Source organism: Peptoclostridium sp. (assembly GCF_009881055.1).
Taxonomy (GTDB): domain Bacteria; phylum Bacillota; class Clostridia; order Peptostreptococcales; family Peptostreptococcaceae; genus Peptoclostridium_A.
The window spans coordinates 1-18,350 of record NZ_WXFG01000010.1 but is presented as its reverse complement, the minus strand read 5'-3'; the positions used below and the strand labels follow the sequence as shown (position 1 = coordinate 18,350).

At 44.0% G+C, this 18,350-nt stretch carries 14 protein-coding genes and 1 pseudogene; all 15 read right to left on the bottom strand.

The window, feature by feature from the left end; genetic code table 11:
• Positions 1–22: 22 nt before the first annotated feature.
• Positions 23–151: pseudogene (locus GT589_RS02150) on the bottom strand (glycine/sarcosine/betaine reductase complex selenoprotein A); the annotation flags it as partial.
• 209 nt (positions 152–360) lie between these two features.
• Positions 361–1,599, bottom strand: a complete 1,239-nt coding sequence (locus GT589_RS02145; RefSeq protein WP_293395301.1) for a M24 family metallopeptidase — start codon at positions 1,597–1,599, stop codon at positions 361–363.
• Positions 1,600–1,647: 48 nt separating this feature from the next.
• Complete coding sequence (locus GT589_RS02140) at positions 1,648–3,198, bottom strand: glycine betaine uptake BCCT transporter (protein WP_293395298.1); 1,551 nt, start codon at positions 3,196–3,198, stop codon at positions 1,648–1,650.
• A gap of 119 nt (positions 3,199–3,317) precedes the next feature.
• Entirely contained in the window at positions 3,318–4,628 is a 1,311-nt protein-coding gene (gene grdF / locus GT589_RS02135) for a sarcosine reductase complex component B subunit beta (protein ID WP_293395295.1), read from the bottom strand.
• 16 nt (positions 4,629–4,644) lie between these two features.
• A complete protein-coding gene (gene grdG / locus GT589_RS02130; RefSeq protein ID WP_293395292.1) occupies positions 4,645–5,931 on the bottom strand; it encodes a sarcosine reductase complex component B subunit alpha in 1,287 nt (428 codons plus the stop codon).
• Between the two features lie 393 nt (positions 5,932–6,324).
• A complete protein-coding gene (locus GT589_RS02125; RefSeq protein ID WP_293395289.1) occupies positions 6,325–7,686 on the bottom strand; it encodes a sigma-54-dependent transcriptional regulator in 1,362 nt (453 codons plus the stop codon).
• A gap of 4 nt (positions 7,687–7,690) precedes the next feature.
• Entirely contained in the window at positions 7,691–9,703 is a 2,013-nt protein-coding gene (locus tag GT589_RS02120) for an ATP-binding protein (protein WP_293395286.1), read from the bottom strand.
• Positions 9,704–10,009: 306 nt separating this feature from the next.
• On the bottom strand, positions 10,010–10,795 hold the full coding sequence (locus GT589_RS02115) for a zinc ribbon domain-containing protein (RefSeq protein ID WP_293395283.1): 786 nt from the start codon (positions 10,793–10,795) through the stop codon (positions 10,010–10,012).
• Positions 10,796–11,033: 238 nt separating this feature from the next.
• The gene (locus GT589_RS02110) at positions 11,034–12,215 is read right to left on the bottom strand and encodes a polymer-forming cytoskeletal protein (protein WP_293395280.1); all 1,182 of its coding nucleotides are present in this window, start codon (positions 12,213–12,215) and stop codon (positions 11,034–11,036) included.
• Between the two features lie 164 nt (positions 12,216–12,379).
• Positions 12,380–13,144 carry a DUF2087 domain-containing protein gene (locus GT589_RS02105; RefSeq protein WP_293395278.1) on the bottom strand — a complete coding sequence of 255 codons (765 nt, stop codon included), beginning with the start codon at positions 13,142–13,144 and terminating at the stop codon, positions 12,380–12,382.
• A gap of 182 nt (positions 13,145–13,326) precedes the next feature.
• Complete coding sequence (locus GT589_RS02100) at positions 13,327–13,674, bottom strand: hypothetical protein (protein ID WP_293395275.1); 348 nt, start codon at positions 13,672–13,674, stop codon at positions 13,327–13,329.
• Positions 13,675–13,974: 300 nt separating this feature from the next.
• A complete protein-coding gene (polX, locus tag GT589_RS02095; protein WP_293395272.1) occupies positions 13,975–15,732 on the bottom strand; it encodes a DNA polymerase/3'-5' exonuclease PolX in 1,758 nt (585 codons plus the stop codon).
• A 26-nt stretch (positions 15,733–15,758) separates the two neighbouring features.
• Positions 15,759–16,535 carry a 4,5-DOPA dioxygenase extradiol gene (gene ygiD / locus GT589_RS02090; RefSeq protein ID WP_293395269.1) on the bottom strand — a complete coding sequence of 259 codons (777 nt, stop codon included), beginning with the start codon at positions 16,533–16,535 and terminating at the stop codon, positions 15,759–15,761.
• A gap of 589 nt (positions 16,536–17,124) precedes the next feature.
• On the bottom strand, positions 17,125–17,691 hold the full coding sequence (locus GT589_RS02085; protein WP_293395266.1) for a nitroreductase family protein: 567 nt from the start codon (positions 17,689–17,691) through the stop codon (positions 17,125–17,127).
• An 82-nt stretch (positions 17,692–17,773) separates the two neighbouring features.
• Positions 17,774–18,217: a hypothetical protein gene (locus GT589_RS02080; RefSeq protein WP_293395263.1), complete on the bottom strand. Its 444-nt coding sequence runs from the start codon at positions 18,215–18,217 to the stop codon at positions 17,774–17,776.
• Positions 18,218–18,350: the final 133 nt, after the last annotated feature.

The window sequence follows — 18,350 nt, the reverse complement described above, 5'->3', positions numbered from 1 at the left end:
CCATTGCACCAGCAGCTGTTCAGACAAAGCATTCTGTAGCAGAGTATACTACTTCTGCTCCTGTGCCTTTTAGACATTCTGCCATAGCAGGACCTGGTATACCGTCTCTGTCACCGATGATGATGACTTTTTTGCCGTCAAACAAACTCATGGTTACCATCCTCCTTTAATAATTTAAAAGCTATAATAAACCCAGGCCTTTCAGCCAAGAGCCTATCTATAGATAATAATATCACATTTTGCCCATTTTATAAATTGGTTTATTTTATAATCGCGATTATTTTTGCTAAGCCGTTAACATTTGGAGAGCTTTAAAGAATGCATGCCAAGGAGGATATCCTCCTTGGCATGATTACAATATTACTTCTTAATTATGTTGTGCTCCGGTCCAAACGGGAAGCCAGTAATATCTTCGACTTCTCCATTTTCTTTAATAACTAGTATGTCGTGCTCGCGATATCCTCCTGCTCCAGGCTGTCCTTCCGGTATCATTATCATAGGCTCCATCGATATTACCATTCCAGGCTCTAGAACCGTCTCTATATCTTCACGGAATTCAAGTCCTCCCTCACGGCCATAGTAGTGTGAAAGCACTCCGAAGGAATGGCCGTATCCGAATGTACGGTTAGGAAGCAGATTGTGCTGTCTGAAAATTTCGTTCAGCTCCTCGCATATATCCTTGCATTTTACGCCCGGCTTTATCAGCTCCATGCCGCGTTTGTGTACTTCCACGTTTATGTTCCAGTATTCGAGCGACTTGTCGTCAACCTCTTCAAAGAACATTGTCCTTTCTAGTGCCGTATAGTATCCGGCAATCATCGAGAATGAGTTGTGGCTAAGTATGTCGCCTTTTTGTATCTTTCTAGAAGTGGCCCAGTTGTGAGCTCCGTCCGTGTTTACTCCTGATTGGAACCATATCCAGCTGTCTCTTAATTCAGCATGCGGATACAGCTTTGCTATCTCGCGTGTCATTGCCTGCGTTCCAGCTAGAGCCACCTCATACTCAGGAACTCCCGCAGCTATTGCTTCAACAACCGCATAGCCTCCAACGTCGCATACCCTGGCTCCGTTTTTGATGTGCTCTATCTCTTCGGCTGATTTAATCATACGGAATTTCATCAGATCATTAGCAACATCAACCAGTTCAAAATCCGGGAATGCGTCTTCTATCTGTTTCCTCAGGACTAGATTCACATGGTCGAATTCTAACCCAAGACGTCCTCTCTTAACTCCCGCATCATCAAGCACAGTCTTGACAGCATGCAGATAGTTGTCCCTTCTCCAGTCTGTATATACTATGTTGTCCTCGTAGCTTCTGCGCCATGGCATTCCTGCGTCTATGTTGGCGCTTACTGTAACGTGCTTGTCCTGAGTAACAACAAGTCCGTAGTTTCTTCCAAATGCAGTGTATAGAAAGTCGCTGTAGTAGTTTATGTTGTGGTATGAAGTGAAAAGCACCGCGTCTATAGACTTTTCTCCCATGTACTTTCGAAGCTTCGAATTACGTCTTCCCATTTCTTCCCTTGAAAATGTTGGCTGCACCTTTTCTCCGTTTCTTATTAACTTGATTCTTTCAAGATCGCTCATTTGTTTTATCATTCTTATTCTCCTCCCGACTATATATTTTATTGATAAACTTGATTTATATTAGTTCGCTTCCTTTTCAGGAGCGTCGAACTCCAGGTAACTGCTCTCTGAACTCTCTTTGAGCTCAGCCTTGAAAAATTTCACACATGCAAACGACATGAATACCATCACAATCATAAACGGCAATGTTGATACAATGGGCGCGTTTTGCAGTGCATCAAGGCCTCCCGCAAGCAGCATCACGGAAGCTATTGCGCCCATTATTATTCCCCAGAAGCCCTTGAGTCCATTTCCTGGATTCAAGTCCCCCCCTGAGGTGAACATTCCCATTACGAATGTGGCGGAATTTGCCGAGGTTATGAAGAATGTGCTTATTAAAATTACGGCTGCAGAGCTCATAAGTGAAGTCAGCGGAAACTGCCCAAGAAAAACAAACAGCGCCGTTGTTACATCCTTGTCTACTATGGCACCAATGTCGGTGCCGTTTATCTGCAGGTTTATTGCAGTTCCTCCAAAAGTGGCCATCCAAACAAAGCTTAATACCGTAGGGGCTATTAGAACTCCCAGGACAAACTCCCTAATAGTACGTCCTTTGGAAATCCTGGCAACGAACCCTCCCACAGGCGGTGCCCATGCAATCCACCAGCACCAGTAGAATATTGTCCATTTCGAAAGCCAGCCAGGCGCCTTGCCGTAAGGATCTGTAAAGAAGCTCATTTTCAATATGTTCTGAGAATATAGCCCCAGCGTGTCTGTCAGAACATCCAATATGAATCTGGTTGGTCCTGCAAGAAACACAAATGCCAAAAGTCCAAATACCAGCACCAGGTTCAGGTTGCTAAAGAACTTTATTCCCTTTTCAATGCCTGTAATGGCTGTGAAAGTGTAGACCGCAGTGATAACGGCTATGATTATCAATGCTGAACCTATGCTTTTGGGAATTCCAAACACCTCGTTGAGCCCGGCGTTCATTTGAAGAGCTCCCATTCCGAGCGACACTGCTACTCCAAACACAGTGGCAAACCCAGCTATTATGTCTACAGCCTTGCCTATCGGCCCCCTTGCTCCCTTTTCACCTATTAAAGGCACAAGTGTCGAACTGCACAGCGCAGGCATGCCCTTTCTAAACTGGCAGTAGGCCATCGCCATTCCTATCACGGCGAATATCCCCCATGGATGCAATCCCCAGTGGTAGAATACTGTCTGCATGGCATCTGCTGCCGCCTCGGCCGTACCTCCTGCCATTCCCGTTTGAGGAGCAAGAAAATGCTTCAGCGGCTCGGCAATGCACCAGAAAATCAAACTGATCCCCATGCCTGAACTGAACAGCATTGCAAACCATGATACCGTGCTGAATTCAGGAACGTCATCATCCTTGCCAAGCTTTATGCTGCCATACTTGCTAAAAGCAATGAAAATCGAAAAAAGCAGAAAGAACGTGACAACAAGAATATAAAGCCATCCCAGATTCGTAGTCAGCAACTTCACAATAGCAGCAAAAGTATTTCCTGCACTACTTGGAGATATTGCCCCCCATGCTACTATCGCCAAAGATAGTATTGCAGACACCCAAAATACCGGTTTGTCTATCTTGCCAAAGAAATTACCCATAGCAATCCTCCTGAGAATTACAGGCCACGCTAATGAAACGGTGAATAACTGCGACAACATTGCCTGTCGACTGCATGGATTTTTGCCTGCCTATTAGCTCGGCCTGTATTTTGGCATATCTAATCTTCAAATACGGTTTGATCATCAACTTCTGTTTGAAGCGCTCTTAACGCTTTTTCAACTAGCGCCCTTCTGATCTTTTTATCTCCATCAGGGCCTAGATTTGGATTGCCTAGCGGATATGGGATTCCAACGGCAGGTACAATCCTGTTGGCTCCGATTGTAAGTGATATAGGCACTACTGTAGCAACGTGAACCACTGGAATTCCAGCTCTTTCAATCTCTTTTACCATCGTTGCGCCGCAACGTGTACATGTGCCTCAGGTAGATGTCAGGATAACTGCTCCTACTCCATCATCAACCAATTTCTTCGAAAAGCCTTCTCCGAATCCTTTGGCGTTTCCTACGGAAGTACCCGTTCCCGTTGTACTTACGAAATAATCTGCAAGTTCGCCTATTACTCCTTCTTTTTCCATTTCCCTCATTACATCAAGAGGCACTACAAGGTTTGGATTCTCTGTGACGAACGCCCTGTCATAGCCGCCGTGTATAGTCATGAATCTGTCAGCTCCCAGAGAATCCATGGCTGAAATATCGTATACTCCATACTTTGTGGCACTTGACGATTCGATCCTGTCGGGATTACCTTGCGGAACTATCCCGCCTGAAGTAACAATGGCGACCTTGATCTTTGACATGTCCTTTACTGCCGGATTAGGCGCTACGCGGTCAAATACCGGCATTGGATATTCTGTGATGAACTCCTCGCCCTTCATCTTTTTGACTAGCATGTCGATGCCTCTTTCAGAAGCTCTCTTTTCGTTGAAATAGTTGACCCTTATTCCCCTTACATGATAGCCCTCTTCCTCCGGCGGCCCTACCTCTTCCCCCTTTGCAAGCTTAAGCCCGAGCCTTGCAAGCTTTGGAACCGCATTTCTCATGTCGGCCGCCGAAATTTCAGTTTCAATTATGTGTATGTCCTTTTTATACATGTCAGTGCCCGGGTTTTCCCTGTACATGGCGCTTACTACAGGAATTCCAAGCTCATCCTCTACAGCCTTTGCAACCGATCCGCAGGCAACCCCATATCTTCCGGCATTGAATGCCGGCCCTGCCACAAACAGGTCGGGATTATATTTTTTTATCATTTCGAGTATTGCCGTCTTTGCAACCTCCATGTTCTCACCGTAGTAGGTGTCACCGCAAATCACTGTGGCCACTATCTCAGCCTCTCCGTTGAATGCCGCATTAAGGGCCATTCCCGGTCCCACCGCTTCTTCCCTAACCTCTGGCGGTATGTCTGCCCTTTCTTCTCCTCCAATCCCAGCGAAAAAGTTGTTTATATAATGAACTACCTTTAGTTTGCTCATGATTTCTCCTCCCCTCTTAATATGTTCTAGCTGCCAATTTGTTGTATCCGTTTGCAATCGTAGAGGCTATTATTATTTGAAGCTCCGCCTCAATGCTTCCGTCAGGCCTTAAGCTTCCCTCATATCCGCCTATCATAGTTTCAATGTAGTCTAAAGTTCCTATTATCTTGTCCATAGGAGGGAATTCTATTATCAGATTCCCCTGGCCGCACGATACAAGCGCATCCGCCTCGGCAACAGCATCTGCAAGGGACTGGGACTTTCCATCCCTGCCCGGGAATTCGTCAGTTATAAGCACAACCTTAGCTCCCGCAACAGTAGCTTTTTTGCAGTTCATCATTAGATCAGTATCAGGGTTGCCATAGCCTTCTTCAGTTATCAATACACCGTCAAGTCCCAGGAATTCTACGAATTTACCTACCATGTCAGAAGATCTTTCCTTGTCTGCCAGGAACACATTTTCATTAGTCAGAATAACACCTATGAAGTTGATGTCCTTGCCGTGCCTCTTGTAGAGATCCTCTATGACAGGATTGTTTAAATGGTGGAACGTGGTGACTTTGTCGCATGGAGCAACGCAGTTTCCGCTTGTAATTGCCCCGTCCATTATTTCTGTTGGGTACATGAACGTAGGAACCATCTGCTTTGCATCCACGCCGTAATAGTAAGTGTCATGAAGCAGTCCCTGGGACTGCAGCATATGGATGTATCCTACCTTTGGAAGATCAGGATATTGCGCCACCTGCTCCAAAAGCGGCTTGGTTTCATATACTACAATTTCATCGGGCTCAACATCTCTTCCCGCTTCTCCTACAAATGCTCCAATTTTGAGTCCTGCCCTTCTGGCCGCCTCTTCATAGGCATGTGTCTCAAGACCTTCCTTAGGCTCTATTACTATGCACACGTTGAAAGTCTCAGAAAAAGGCGTGTACTTGGCTGCAGGGCCCGACATGTCTATTATTCCTTCCTGAAATCCCACTATGCTTCCACAGGTCAGCACTGTTGCCCCAACCAGAGCATGAGTTCTTCCCGAACCCACAGTCTTCACCTTGCTTATCATCCCCGGGAACATGCCTCCCGAGCCTTCCACCTTCACCCTTGGCTCGATTACATCCTTTACCGGTGCTATCCTTACAGATTCTCCCGGCCTTGCGAGTTCTACATTCACACTAAGTATGCGGTCATCTTCCATTGCAATGTCGATTAGCTCTTTCTTGTTTACATAGAGAGTTCCATTCTCAACCTTTGTTTTTTCTCCAAACTGCACATCAATGATTTTTATTTTTCCAAGTTCCAAACGCAAAACGCACACCTCCTCGTATTTTTAGGCATTTCCTAAATGTTCTAAATAGACTTGCAAAAGCTTTGTTATCTGCTTAACATTTATATGAGCAATTTATGTGCCAAAACACCCGTTTAACAAAATGTTTTTTTATTTGTTGATTTTACAGCGTTTTGAGCTCTCGCCCATGCCCTTTTCCTTTTTTCAAATTCGGAAATTGCCTGTCCACTAGGCAATTTATTTCATACCAGGTAGGCAATTTATTTCCAGGTACCTTGAAAATATGAGCGCATAATTGCTCGAGTTTTAACATATGGCTATGCTCGCAAAAAAAGAGACGCCAATCTTTTTCAAGATAAGCATCTCTTAGCTAGGAAATCCTTTTCACAATTATTTAGTTGTTGTCTTTATCAGCTACTTAAGGCCATATTCTCCGATTTTGTTAAACAGCTGCCTTCTGCTGATTTCCAACTTTCTTGCAGCTTCCGAAATGTTGTCTTCGCACATCTCGAGTACCTTTTTAATGTATCTGCTCTCCAGGTCTCTCCTTACGTCTCTAAGAGGCCTTACATTTTCCATGTGATCTTCCTCGTCCTCATCCAGACAATGCTCGAGCTCTGGCAAATACCTCTTCAAGATTACCCCGTCTTCCGACAAAACGACAAGCCTTTCAATGATATTTTTAAGTTCCCTTATGTTGCCCGGATAATCATATGAAATCAAGAAGTCCATGACTCCCTCTTCAATGCGTGATATTTTCTGGTTGAACTTGAAGCTTGCCTTTTCCAAAAAGAAATCAAGCAGCAAGGGGATATCCTCTCTCCGCTCTCTAAGGGGCGGGATTTCTATGCTGATTGTGCTGATCCTGTAAAAGAAATCTTCCCTGAAGCTTCCCTTAGAAATTTCCTTTCGCAGATTTTTATTTGTTGCGCAAATAAGTCTGAAATCCACATCGATAGGGCGATTGCTGCCTATCTTTTCTATTATCTTTGTTTCTATGGCGCGAAGAAGCTTTACCTGGGTGCTCAAGGATATCTCTCCAAGCTCGTCAAGAAATAAAGTTCCGCCATGGGCTGCTTCGAATCTCCCTTTTCTTTGCTCCACTGCGCCGGTAAAGGCACCTTTCTCATGGCCAAAAAGCTCCGATTCAAGCAGTCCATCTGAAAAGGCCTGACAGTTCACAGGTACAAAAGTCATATCCTTTCTTTGACTGCAATTATGAATGTATCTTGAAAAAACTTCTTTACCTACTCCGGACTCACCAAGCAGCAAGATGTTTATGTTGCTTTGCGCCGCCTTTTTCGCAATCTGAAGCACCTTATTGAATTTTTTATTTTTTGTTCGGAGCATGAAGTTTGAGTCTGATTCCAAATCTAGTTCATGCTCCTCCTGCTTGGATGAGCTTCCAGTCAATTTCTTTATCTCCCTCAAAAGCTCCTCAGGATCGTGACCTTTCACAAAATATGTAAAAGCTCCCTTTTGCATGGCCATTACAGCATTCTCTATTGTGCCGTATCCTGTAATTATAATGACCTCCAGCTTGTCGTGCTTTGCCTTTATTTTCTCCAGCAGCTCTATCCCGTCCATGCCTTCCATTATGAGGTCGGTAATCACAAGCTGGAAACTACCGTTATCAAGCTTCTCCAAAGCCTCCATTCCACTTGCTGCCGTTTCTGCTGCATATCCATTATCTTCAACAATCATCTGGAGCACTTCTCTGTGCTCTAGCTCGTCATCTACAATCAGTATTTTGAATGAAATGTCATTTGGCTTCATTTTATTACTCCCCTCTAAACGGCAGTTGCATTTGAAAGCAGGTTCCTTTTCCTGGTTCGCTTGAAACCCATATTTTCCCGCCGTGTTTTTGTATTTCGTTATAAACAATATAAAGTCCCAGACCTGTTCCTTTTCCCACTGGCTTTGTCGTGAAAAATGGATTGAATATGTTGCCCAAATCTTCTTTACTGATCCCTTTGCCATTGTCACAAAAGACGATTGAAATTCCGTCCTCGCTTTTCCCGCATGCAATTTTAATAATTCCGCCTTGCGGCATAGCGTCAATGGCATTAGAAATCAAGTTTATGAAAATATGCTTCATTGACTCTTCATTTGCAAAAAATGAAATGTCTTCAGGACACGAAACATCAATATGTATTTTTCTTTTCTCAATAATATTGTTTTCCAGTGCAACTATGTTATTAATAAGGGCCTTGATGTTGACTTTTTCATACTCGTTGGCGGAAATTCTAGAAAAATTAAGCAGATTGTCAATTATATTGCTCGACCTCTGCACGGAAGATTCTATTACTTCCACGGCCCTTTTCAGTTTGTGCTCATCATTCATGTTGTTTTTTATTATGTAGCAATAATTTCTGATAAGCCCCAGCGGATTTCTAATCTCATGAGCAACACCTGCAGCCAGCTGGCCAGTGGCCGCCATTTTGCTTTCGTGGAGGATTTGCTGCTCCCTTATCTTGAAATCCGTTATGTCTTTTATCATTACCAAAACGGCTGCCACATTTTTTCTTTTGTCCTCCAGCGGGAAAGTGCTCATTTGAAACATTTGGGTTTCATAACTGAATTCCTTTTGTCCCTGCTCTCCTCCCTCGAATGTGCTCTCTATCATATCCTCAACACCGGGGCCGTGGAGTACGTGCTGGAAATCAAGGCTGCTTTGACCTATTAGGTCATTTTTGTCTAGATTCAAAATGCTGCAGAAAGCCTTATTTACATTTATAATCTTATGCTGCCTGTCTACGACTGCCATAAGGTGTGTTAGTCCGTCAAATGTCGTTTGGAGTGTCTTGTTGCTTTCGTAAAGCTCCTGGGTCCTCTTGTCCACTTCCCTTTTCAACATATTGCTCCATGACCAGGAGATGTATACTATCAGACATATCAGGCTAACAAAGACAAGGGCAACAAAGGCTATCATTTGGGAGGCTTCTTCTTTATCGTAATTAACTGATGGTCCGAACCATTTTTCATTTATCTTTTCTATGGTCTTCTTTTTTTTCATATTGTAGATTCCCTTGTTGAGTATGGACAACAACTCTTTTTCACCCTTTTTGACCGCCAAAACCGCTTCTTCTTCGATGAAGGGCTTGTCGATAATTTCATATTCTTCTCTAGTGTCCATGGACTTGTGCAAATACTTTATAACAGCCTCTTCCCCCACTACTGCATCTACCTTCCCCTTTTCAAGAAGCTTTATGGCAGTCTGGGAGTCTTCGGTAAGCACGTAATTAATAGACTTGACCTTGGAATTCAAAAATTCTATGGCATAATCTCCCTTAGCAACCCCCACCGTCTTGTTTTCCAGATCAGTGTAGTTGCTAATACTCCCTTCGCCCTTTGGAAATAGTATAGTCTCCCTAAGCGTATACATCGGATCTGAAAAATCGAATACCTTTGATCTTTCTTCAGAGGGTATTAAGTCCAGGAAATCACTTTCTCCTGCTGACAGCTTGTCCAATGACTGGCTCCACCATGCAGTTGATTCGATGGTTATGACCTGCCCGACCTCGATTGACAGCGCGCTTATATAGTCGACTATCAACCCCTGAAATTGTCCTTCCGTTTCATCTATGTACCTGTGGGGAGGAGAGGTTTGATCAGATATGTATTTTATCTTACCGTGGCTTTTGAGCCATTCGTGCTCTTCCTCAGTCAGTTCACTGGGCGTTGCAAAATATTCAACTATGTTCATGTCGTAGGCCATGCTTAAATATATGTTCAAATACAAGACGCCTAGCAGCATCGCTGCAATCAAAGTGTTGATTATCCTCTTCTTCATAATATATTCTACCCTTCAGTTATCTTTATGATAATCACATTAATCTCTGCTTTTTAAATCACTGCAAATAAGGCGTTCAAGCACAATTTCTCCCTTTAGCCATAAGCCGGAATAGGAGATTGTGCCAAAACGCCACACTTGTTTGTCAATAATCAGACATACAGGTAATTTATACCACAAATAAAGCCTTCTAATCTAAAATTTATACGTATTAGAGTGTGTCCATTACAAACAAAAAAGCGCCCCTTAAGGGCGCCTGTTTCACGTAGAGTGCGAATGCCAAAATAATATTTATGTATGCTTTCCCTACTGTTTGATTGCTTCAAACATGTACGTGGCTTTGCTGGCTCCATTGGCAAGGTTCGAGTACTCCATGTCCACAATGCCGCTTAGCATTCCATCGGACTCCTGCATGGGTATTTTAACCTGCATAGGCATTGTAAATTCCGTATAGGGATCAATGTAGTGGTCCAGCTGCTTTTCAAGAGCAAAGCACAGCTTATCGCCTTCCAGGTAGCCTTCAGTCTTTATCTGCACACCACTGTAGAAATCCGCAGGATAGGCTTCTCCGTTTATAGAAGCCTCTGAAGGCACTAGTTCTACTGACAGCTTGCCGTCAGCGAGCTTTGCAATTTTCATGTCGAATCTTGACTCGAACGCACTTATGCCGGCCTCGCCGTGCTCCTCATATACCCAGTACTTGAGAACCCAGTTGCCTGCAAATCGGTCTGCCGCTTCGCTTTCCTCCGTGCTGCTCGGAGGTTGCGTTTTTGCTCCGAAGGCTGCATTCCCTTCTGTTTGAACCGTTGGCGGCTGCTCTCTGAAGAATGCCGCCCAAATGCCTGCCACAGCCAGCAGAACAACAATCAAAGATATGAATATTGCCTTCCCAAATCCGCCCTTTCTAGGCTGTTCCCCAAAGGATTCCATGAATTCCCGCTCGCTTTCAGCGTCGTCATAGTCCTGCTGCTCGACTGACGGTTTTGGCTCTTCCTGTACACTGCACTGGTCATCAATCTTGCTGCCGCAGCTTTCGCAAAACTTGCTGTCAGGTGACAATGGACTTCCACATTGCGCACAAAATTTACTCATATGCTATCCTCCTTCACTTTATTTTTATACATTATACAAAAAGCGCCCACAAGGAGCGCTGTATTTATAAAAAAATATTAAGCTTATACTTAATGAACCTGAATTCAGCAAACATAACATTTATAGCCGGAAGCAATTCCTTATTGTCCATATCATCGCCTCCCGCCATTACATAGTACTTAAATTATAACACAAATGCTTGTTAAGTGCCCTAATCAAATAGCTCTAGGCATCTACATTATTCCAGTGCAGTCTCTGGCTGGCTTAAAGGCACCTGCTTTCCCTTTCGCCAGCGGTAGAATGACATTATTATCACGCCGAAGGCAAAGCATACGGCAATTAGGCTGACGAAGAAGCCAAAACCGAATATGAGTATCTTGCTCAATAGAATCAAAGCAAGCAATGCAACAGCGAATCCAAGAAACTGATATCCCCTGACATTCCAGTTGAAGCGTTCAGCCATCAAGCGACCTATCGCGTCGCCGGCTATGACCTTCGCCAATATAAGCACTGCAAAATATGCAGACATCAGTATGAACGACAGCGGCATGCCTATCATAGTAATCATAAGCAGCAACGCTGCAACAGGAACTGCTACTGCAGCCAGGAAACCTATCCCAATGCTGGCCCAAGGAGCCTCCCTCCCTACCCTGCCAAGACTTGAAAGCATATTTGGAAAAAGCAAATACGCGGCCCCCCAAATCAGCAATCCTGCCGCAAACTGGCCAAAGGTTCCAAACCAACTAAAATACTTGGTCTTCATCTCAGGCACCGGGCTAGGCTTTGGAGTCAGCTGCTCAATTTCCCCGGTTTTTGCATCCGGAGAAATCTGAGCCTTGTTAGAAGATGTATAGGTAACTTTTCCGCCAATTGTTCCTGAAGGTCCTACCACAAGATTTTGAACATCCCAGATAGTTACATCACCCACTATGGGAGCATTCAAATACATCTGGTTTGCAGCGCCCATAACCTCTCCCGCTACAGCACCCAGGATTTCAACAGTATTTCCGAATATGACGACGTCTCGCCCGATATTCGCTTTATCCTTTAGATACATGGTATTGCCGGCTCCAGTGACGCTTCCTTCTACAGGCCCATACAGGTTAAGGGTGTTGCAAGCTACGCGGACGTCCCCTTTGACGCTTCCGTTTATGCTGGCCGTGTTAACGGCTGCAATGACATCACCCGCGACCAAACCGTTTATTACTACCGACTGTCCCGCCACGAATACGTCTCCGCTTACATTTGCATCAACAGTAATGTTGTTTCCTGTCACAAACAGAGGCCCTTTGATATCACCGGCAGGCACATATACAGAATCTCCATTCCTGACCTCAAGTGCCGATGCAATGCAGACAGGAATCAGACACATTATAAGAGCTGCTACAAGTACATAGCGCCCCCATTTTTTACTTCGCATAAGAAGCCCTCCTTCACATTATTGGCTAACGTACAGTTTTATTGATTTTTACAAATTTGTATACCTATTAATATAAGTTCCCTTTTAGTTTGCTTATGTAACTATGTGAACAATAAAAAATCCCCCGGGAATATATTCTAGGGAGATTTTTGTATTTGACCTTTTTATCTCTGTTCCCTCGTCCAGTATCTGCTTCCGTCAGCACTCCTGTCCATGAAGCCGTAGTCTATAAGGTACCTTCTTATCATGACATAATCGTGGTATACCTTCTCTAGTATGCCATTGATATCCTTCTCCGAGTATTCTGTCCCCGGCTTGAATTTTGCTGCAATCTCAGTCAATATTATAACCTTTCTTTTCTCCTTGCCAGGAAAATTGATAAGCATACCGCTGCCGTCAAAATACTTGGTAAGGACTTCCTTTCTTTCCTTTTCAGTTATTCCGAATTTTTCATCAAGGACAGAAGACCCCTTGTGGACTGTCATCTGCTCATCGGGAGCTCCCTGGACGCTTCTTGAGCCAAGCAGCTCCATTATTGCAAGAAACACCTTTGCCTGCTTCTCCCTCTCCCTGAGTTTGAACCTGTAGTTTCTCACTGTGGATTCTGTGAGCGTCAAGCTCCTTGCTGTTTCACGGTCCGACATCCCCTTGAAAAAACACTCAAGCACCTGTGTCTGGCTTTCAGTCAGCCCCGTATGCTTCTTGTTGAAATTCATGAGATAGCTGAACATGCCTCCATGGTCGTCCTGAATGTGAAGCTGCATTCTCTTTTCCGGAGTGACAAATTTTTCACCCATTTGGTATATAAGCCCCTCTTCATAAACCTCTCCGCAGACAAGGCACACATATGCTTCCTTTTCTCTGTCATGCACATAGCCCCGTTTCATGTCATCTATGGATGAATTCCAAAACAAAAGATTTATATCCATAAAATCACCTCCTGAATTCAGAATATCATTTCTGCTGAATTTTGTAAACGTTTTTATTTTTTGTTTTCTATTTAATAAACAAATCGTAATTAAGTTTGTTTATATACCAAAAAAAACGCAGACCAAATATAATCATCTTCAGTCCGCATTTTGCTACATAAATCATATATGTATGAGCTTTTCTATTTCAAATATCTCAATCTTTCAATGTCCTCAGCCGTTCTGGCAGTCAAATGTTCCACCAAATTTATAGCTTCGCCAATTTCCGTTATATTAACCCTTATTGAAGCCATCTCATTAGTTATTTTTTTAATTTCATCAGAAACATTTTTGCTTTCTATATTTGAATCAGGCTTATCTTCAATCATCTTAAAAATACGATCATATTCAGCATGAATTTTCTCAATGTTTTCTATGGTGCTTAACAAAGGTGCTAATTTCTCATCCAGCTTTTCATCCAGCTTTTCATCTAATTTTTTGTCCAATATTTTGAATATTTCACTCACCATCTTCATTATTTCATTTTCCACACGGTTTCCTCCTTTTTCATCTTAACATTAAATATCGCACATGAAGTAATATACCCAAATTCAAAAAATATATTTATATATATGATTTAATACAAAATTAATAAACATAAAGCAAGATAGTCCGCTCCTCATAGTCCGGACTCTCTTGCTTTACGTTTATTAATTCTATATATGTATTATTTCGAACGGCAGCTTTAACAATTCCCGAATTTCATGCAGTTCCCATCGGATTTTATATTACAAATTTATAATTCAGGTTATGTTAATATAATAACTATCTCTCCCTGAAAATTCAAGTACCTACATCAAATTAAATTTATTTTTTTCTCTTTTGGCCTTTATAATCTTCATAAGGTCATCAAAGCTCTTTGTATTGATCACATCAGTGGCTTCAAGCCATCCCCTTCTGCCCTGCTTTATTCCAAGCCTCATCAGGTTCAGCTCGCCCGTGCCGTGAGCGTCCGTCGATACAGCCAGCATTACTCCCAGCTCCTTTGCCATTTTACAGTGCATTTCATTGAGGTCCAACCTGTCAGGCTGCAAATTGAGCTCCATTACGCAACCTAAATCCCTTGCCGCCTTCATCAGTCGCTCCATGTCAAGCTCGTAAGGCGCACGGTGGTCAATCAGCCTTCCCGTCGGATGTGCCAGTATGGTGAAGTAGGGATTGTCAATTGCCCTTATTATCCTATCTGTCTGCTCGGCTTTTGAGAGATTGAACTTGTGGTGGACTGCACACACGACCATGTCAAGACGACTAAGCACGCTGTCAGGAAGGTCGAGAGTCCCGTCCTCGAGTATGTCCACCTCTATGCTCTTTAGCACCCTTATGCCCTTTAGGCTTTCGTTGAGGCTGTCTATCTGCTCTATCTGTTCCTCAAGCCTCTTTTGCGTTAGGCCCCTTGCTATCCTCAATCTTCTGGAATGATCGGTTATAGCTATATATTCGTAGCCCCGCTCCCTTGCTGCCAGTGCCATTTCCTCTATCGTGGCTCTCCCGTCTGAAGCCTTTGAGTGCATGTGCAGGTCTCCCCTAATATCCTCAAGGCTTATAAGCTTCGGTAGCTTGCCCTTTTGCGCAGCCTCAATCTCGCCCATGTTTTCCCTAAGCTCGGGCGGTATGAACTGCAGCTCCAGGAGAGAAAATACTTCCTCCTCCTTCTCGCCTCCTACTCTGTCATTTCCCCTGAATATGCCGTACTCGCTTATCTTGAGTCCCTTCTTAATAGCAAGCTGCCTCATGGCGACATTGTGTTCCTTTGAGCCTGTGAAATGATGCAGCGCGGCGCCGGCGGATATCTGGGGAATAGCTCTCACATCCACCTGTAATCCAAGCCTCAACACTGCGCTTGAGAGCGTATCTCCTTTTTCGAGCACCTGCTCGACATCCTCATAGCCTGTGAACCTTTCCATGACATCTGAAACACCATCATGCACCACGAGTATGTCTATGTCTCCCACAGTCTCCTTGCCTCTTCGAAAGCTCCCGGCTATCTCGACCGATTTAACTCCTTTGCTTTTTTTGAGGTGGTCAATAAGCGGCATTACTATGACTTCGGCTGTTGAGAGCTTTATTCTCGGCTTTGCGTCTTTCTTGAGCCCCATGGCTTCAATCTCTTCGATTATCATCCTTTCAGTCTTTACATCAAAGCCCCTTATTTGGCTGACTCTGCCTTCCCTGGCCGCCTCCTCGAGTTCGCTGAGATTTTTTATACCAAGCTTCTCATAAAGCTCCCTGACCTTCACAAATCCTATTCCTCTTAGCTTGAGTATCTCAAGCAGGCCCTCCGGGAACTTCTCCTTGATTTCTTCGAACTGGTGCAGCTTGCCTGTGTCTACAATCTCGGCGAGCTTTTGCGACAGTTCCTTTCCTATGCCTGGAAGCTGGGTAAGATCCTCTTCCTGCTCTACCATTTCATGTATGCTGCGAGGCAGGCTTGCCAAACTGTAAGAGGCGTTCCTGTAGGCCCTTATCTTGTATCTGTTGGCTCCATCAATCTCAAGCATGTCAGCATAGTCGCTGAGCAGCTTTGAAATATATGCGTTGTTTACAGCCATTGCCTCACCTCCATATGTCGTGACTGCTAACCTATTCTTATACATCTCATTGACATGGATGAGTGCTGAAGCCCCGTGTAAATGAATTCCAGCCTGTCGCCTTCTTCCTGCATCCCTGCAATATAGAGCAGCGGCAGATAATGGTCTCTTGTAGGCACTGCAAGCTTTGCTGAATCGCCGGCATTCTTGTAGTCTATAAGAGCTCTGTGGTCATTGTTCTCCAGCGCCTTAGCAATATATGAATCAAAATCAATAGTCCAGGCAAAAGGGGCGGCATCCATTTCACGGTTCATCTTCCAAAGATTGTGGACTATGTTTCCGCTTCCAATAACGAGTATCCCCCTATCCCTAAGTCCGCGCAGCTTTTTGCCCATGTTGTAATGGTATTCCTCATCCCTGCCCATGTCCAAGCTCATCTCCACAACCGGAATGTCGGCATCCGGATACATGTGCACAAGCACAGCCCAGGCGGCGTGATCCATGCCCCACTTGTCGTTGCATGTGACTCCCTCTTCCCTCAGCTCCTCTTCTATGCGAGCGACAAAGCTCTCTGCTCCTGATGGGCTGTATTTGACCTGGTAGAGCTCGTCTGGGAATCCGTAGAAGTCATAAATCTGCCTGGGCCTGTCAGCGCAGGTTATGTGGGTGCCCTGAGCCATCCAGTGCGCAGAGACTACAAGTATCGCCTCTGGCCTGGGGATTGAATCTGCAGCCCTCTTAAGCGCCGCTGTATAAGAATTGTCCATTATCGCATTCATAGGATTCCCATGGCCTATGAAAAGCGCGGGCATTTTTGAACTCATGAAAAAGCCTCCTTTTGGGGTTAATCCTGTCCTGGTTCATTGTCTGTGTGCATTATCTTATTTTGTAGTCTCACCAACTACTGTTATATTAATATACCCTCTGTAAAAGTACATAAAAACATTCCTTCCGAAGTAATTTTGAGCAAACATATCACCCGCATTGTTCAAAAAATAAAAAAAGCCTGCACCACAACTATGTCCCAGCAGACTTCTCCCCTACAGCCTTCCTTTTACAGTTCCCTTTCAAGTATCGGCAATGCTATTCCCACGAGTGCCAGCATAGGCACAATAAACCATGCCATTTTTAGTGCAACCCGCAAGACCACCTCTGTTGCCGTCATGACTTTACTCCCCCTAACTTGGACATATATTTACTATATATCATATCTATATACGCGAAATTTCAGACATAACTGTCCCCCAAATGCTGTTTTATGAAATATTTTGTGTAAATCACCCTTCCAAGGGTATAATTCAATATTTAAACGCAAAAAGCACCTGATGCGAATATTTCCCCCGCACAGATGCTTTTTTAACTTCATACTCTTGCACATTAACCCTATGCATATTCCAAATTCAAATTGCACTTCTATCTTATATAGCTTACCGTTCCCTTTCTTCTCGAAGGAGCCTTTGTCGGCCTAGACTTCTTGTAGCCTACTGCCACTGCGTAGTAAGGCCTATATCCCTCTGGTATCCCGAGCTTCTTCTTGTACGCTTCCTTTTTGCTGCTCTCGAACAGGAATGTCACTATCCCGTTCCAGCAAGTGCCTATGTCTATAGCCTCTGCTGCCAGGAGCATGTTCTGTGTTGCCGCCGCGCAGTCGATTTGGGGCATCATCGACGCCTCTTCGCCCGAAACCACTATGAGAGTAGGCGCTCCGTAGAATATGTCAAGCTCCGGATTTTTGACCATCTTAAGTATCACTTCATCCAGATTGAATTCCTGTGCAGCTTCTTTTGACTGTGCGCTAAGCTCCTCTATGAGCTCTCTTTTTTGGACAACCGTGAAATGCCACGACTGATCGTTATGCGCGCTAGGAGCGTATATCCCAGCCTCGAGTATAAGCTCCAGCTCTTCCTCGTGTATTTGTTCCTCCATGAATCTTCTTATGGATCTTCTTGACTTTATGACATCTATGACTTTATTTTCCATAATAATCACTCCCTTTATCCTTATATGCTATTTTTGAGCTGTTCTTTCTCTACTTTTAAAGGATATCCAAAACAGCCCTGTGCTAATCACCCTCTGGCTCCGTATCCAATATACATGGCCTTCCATCGAAACCGAATATTATAACTATTACCTGTATGAAAAGGGACGCCAGAGCCGCAATAATGAAGAAATAGTAGGCCTTGAGCCCGTCAGCTCCGAATTTGGTTAAAAACGCGCCGAATAAAGCGATTGCTGATCCAAGCGACATGCATGCCGCAGCCCAATAGTGCCTTCTTGATATGTAGCAAGCCGCCCAGAAACCCAGGGCGATTGCGCATATTATGAATATGCTTCCGTATGTAGATACCCTGTCTCCCGTGAAAAAAGACTCGGACAATACCATGTTCCTGTATTCCAAAAAATTTTCTACGCCTGTCTTCCTAGATGAATAGTATTCAAGCGCCCATGCACCTCCAAATAGCAGACCCTGCAGCAAAAATGCATAAAATGCAAACAGCTTCTTCATCCCTTACCTCCTCGTATACTATGATTAACGGCGAATTTCCAAATGAATAATGGACATCGCCAATTGTACCTTGATAACTGAATATTTATTTAACCCTTTTCCGTTATAAATATAGACCTACAACCAAGCTTGT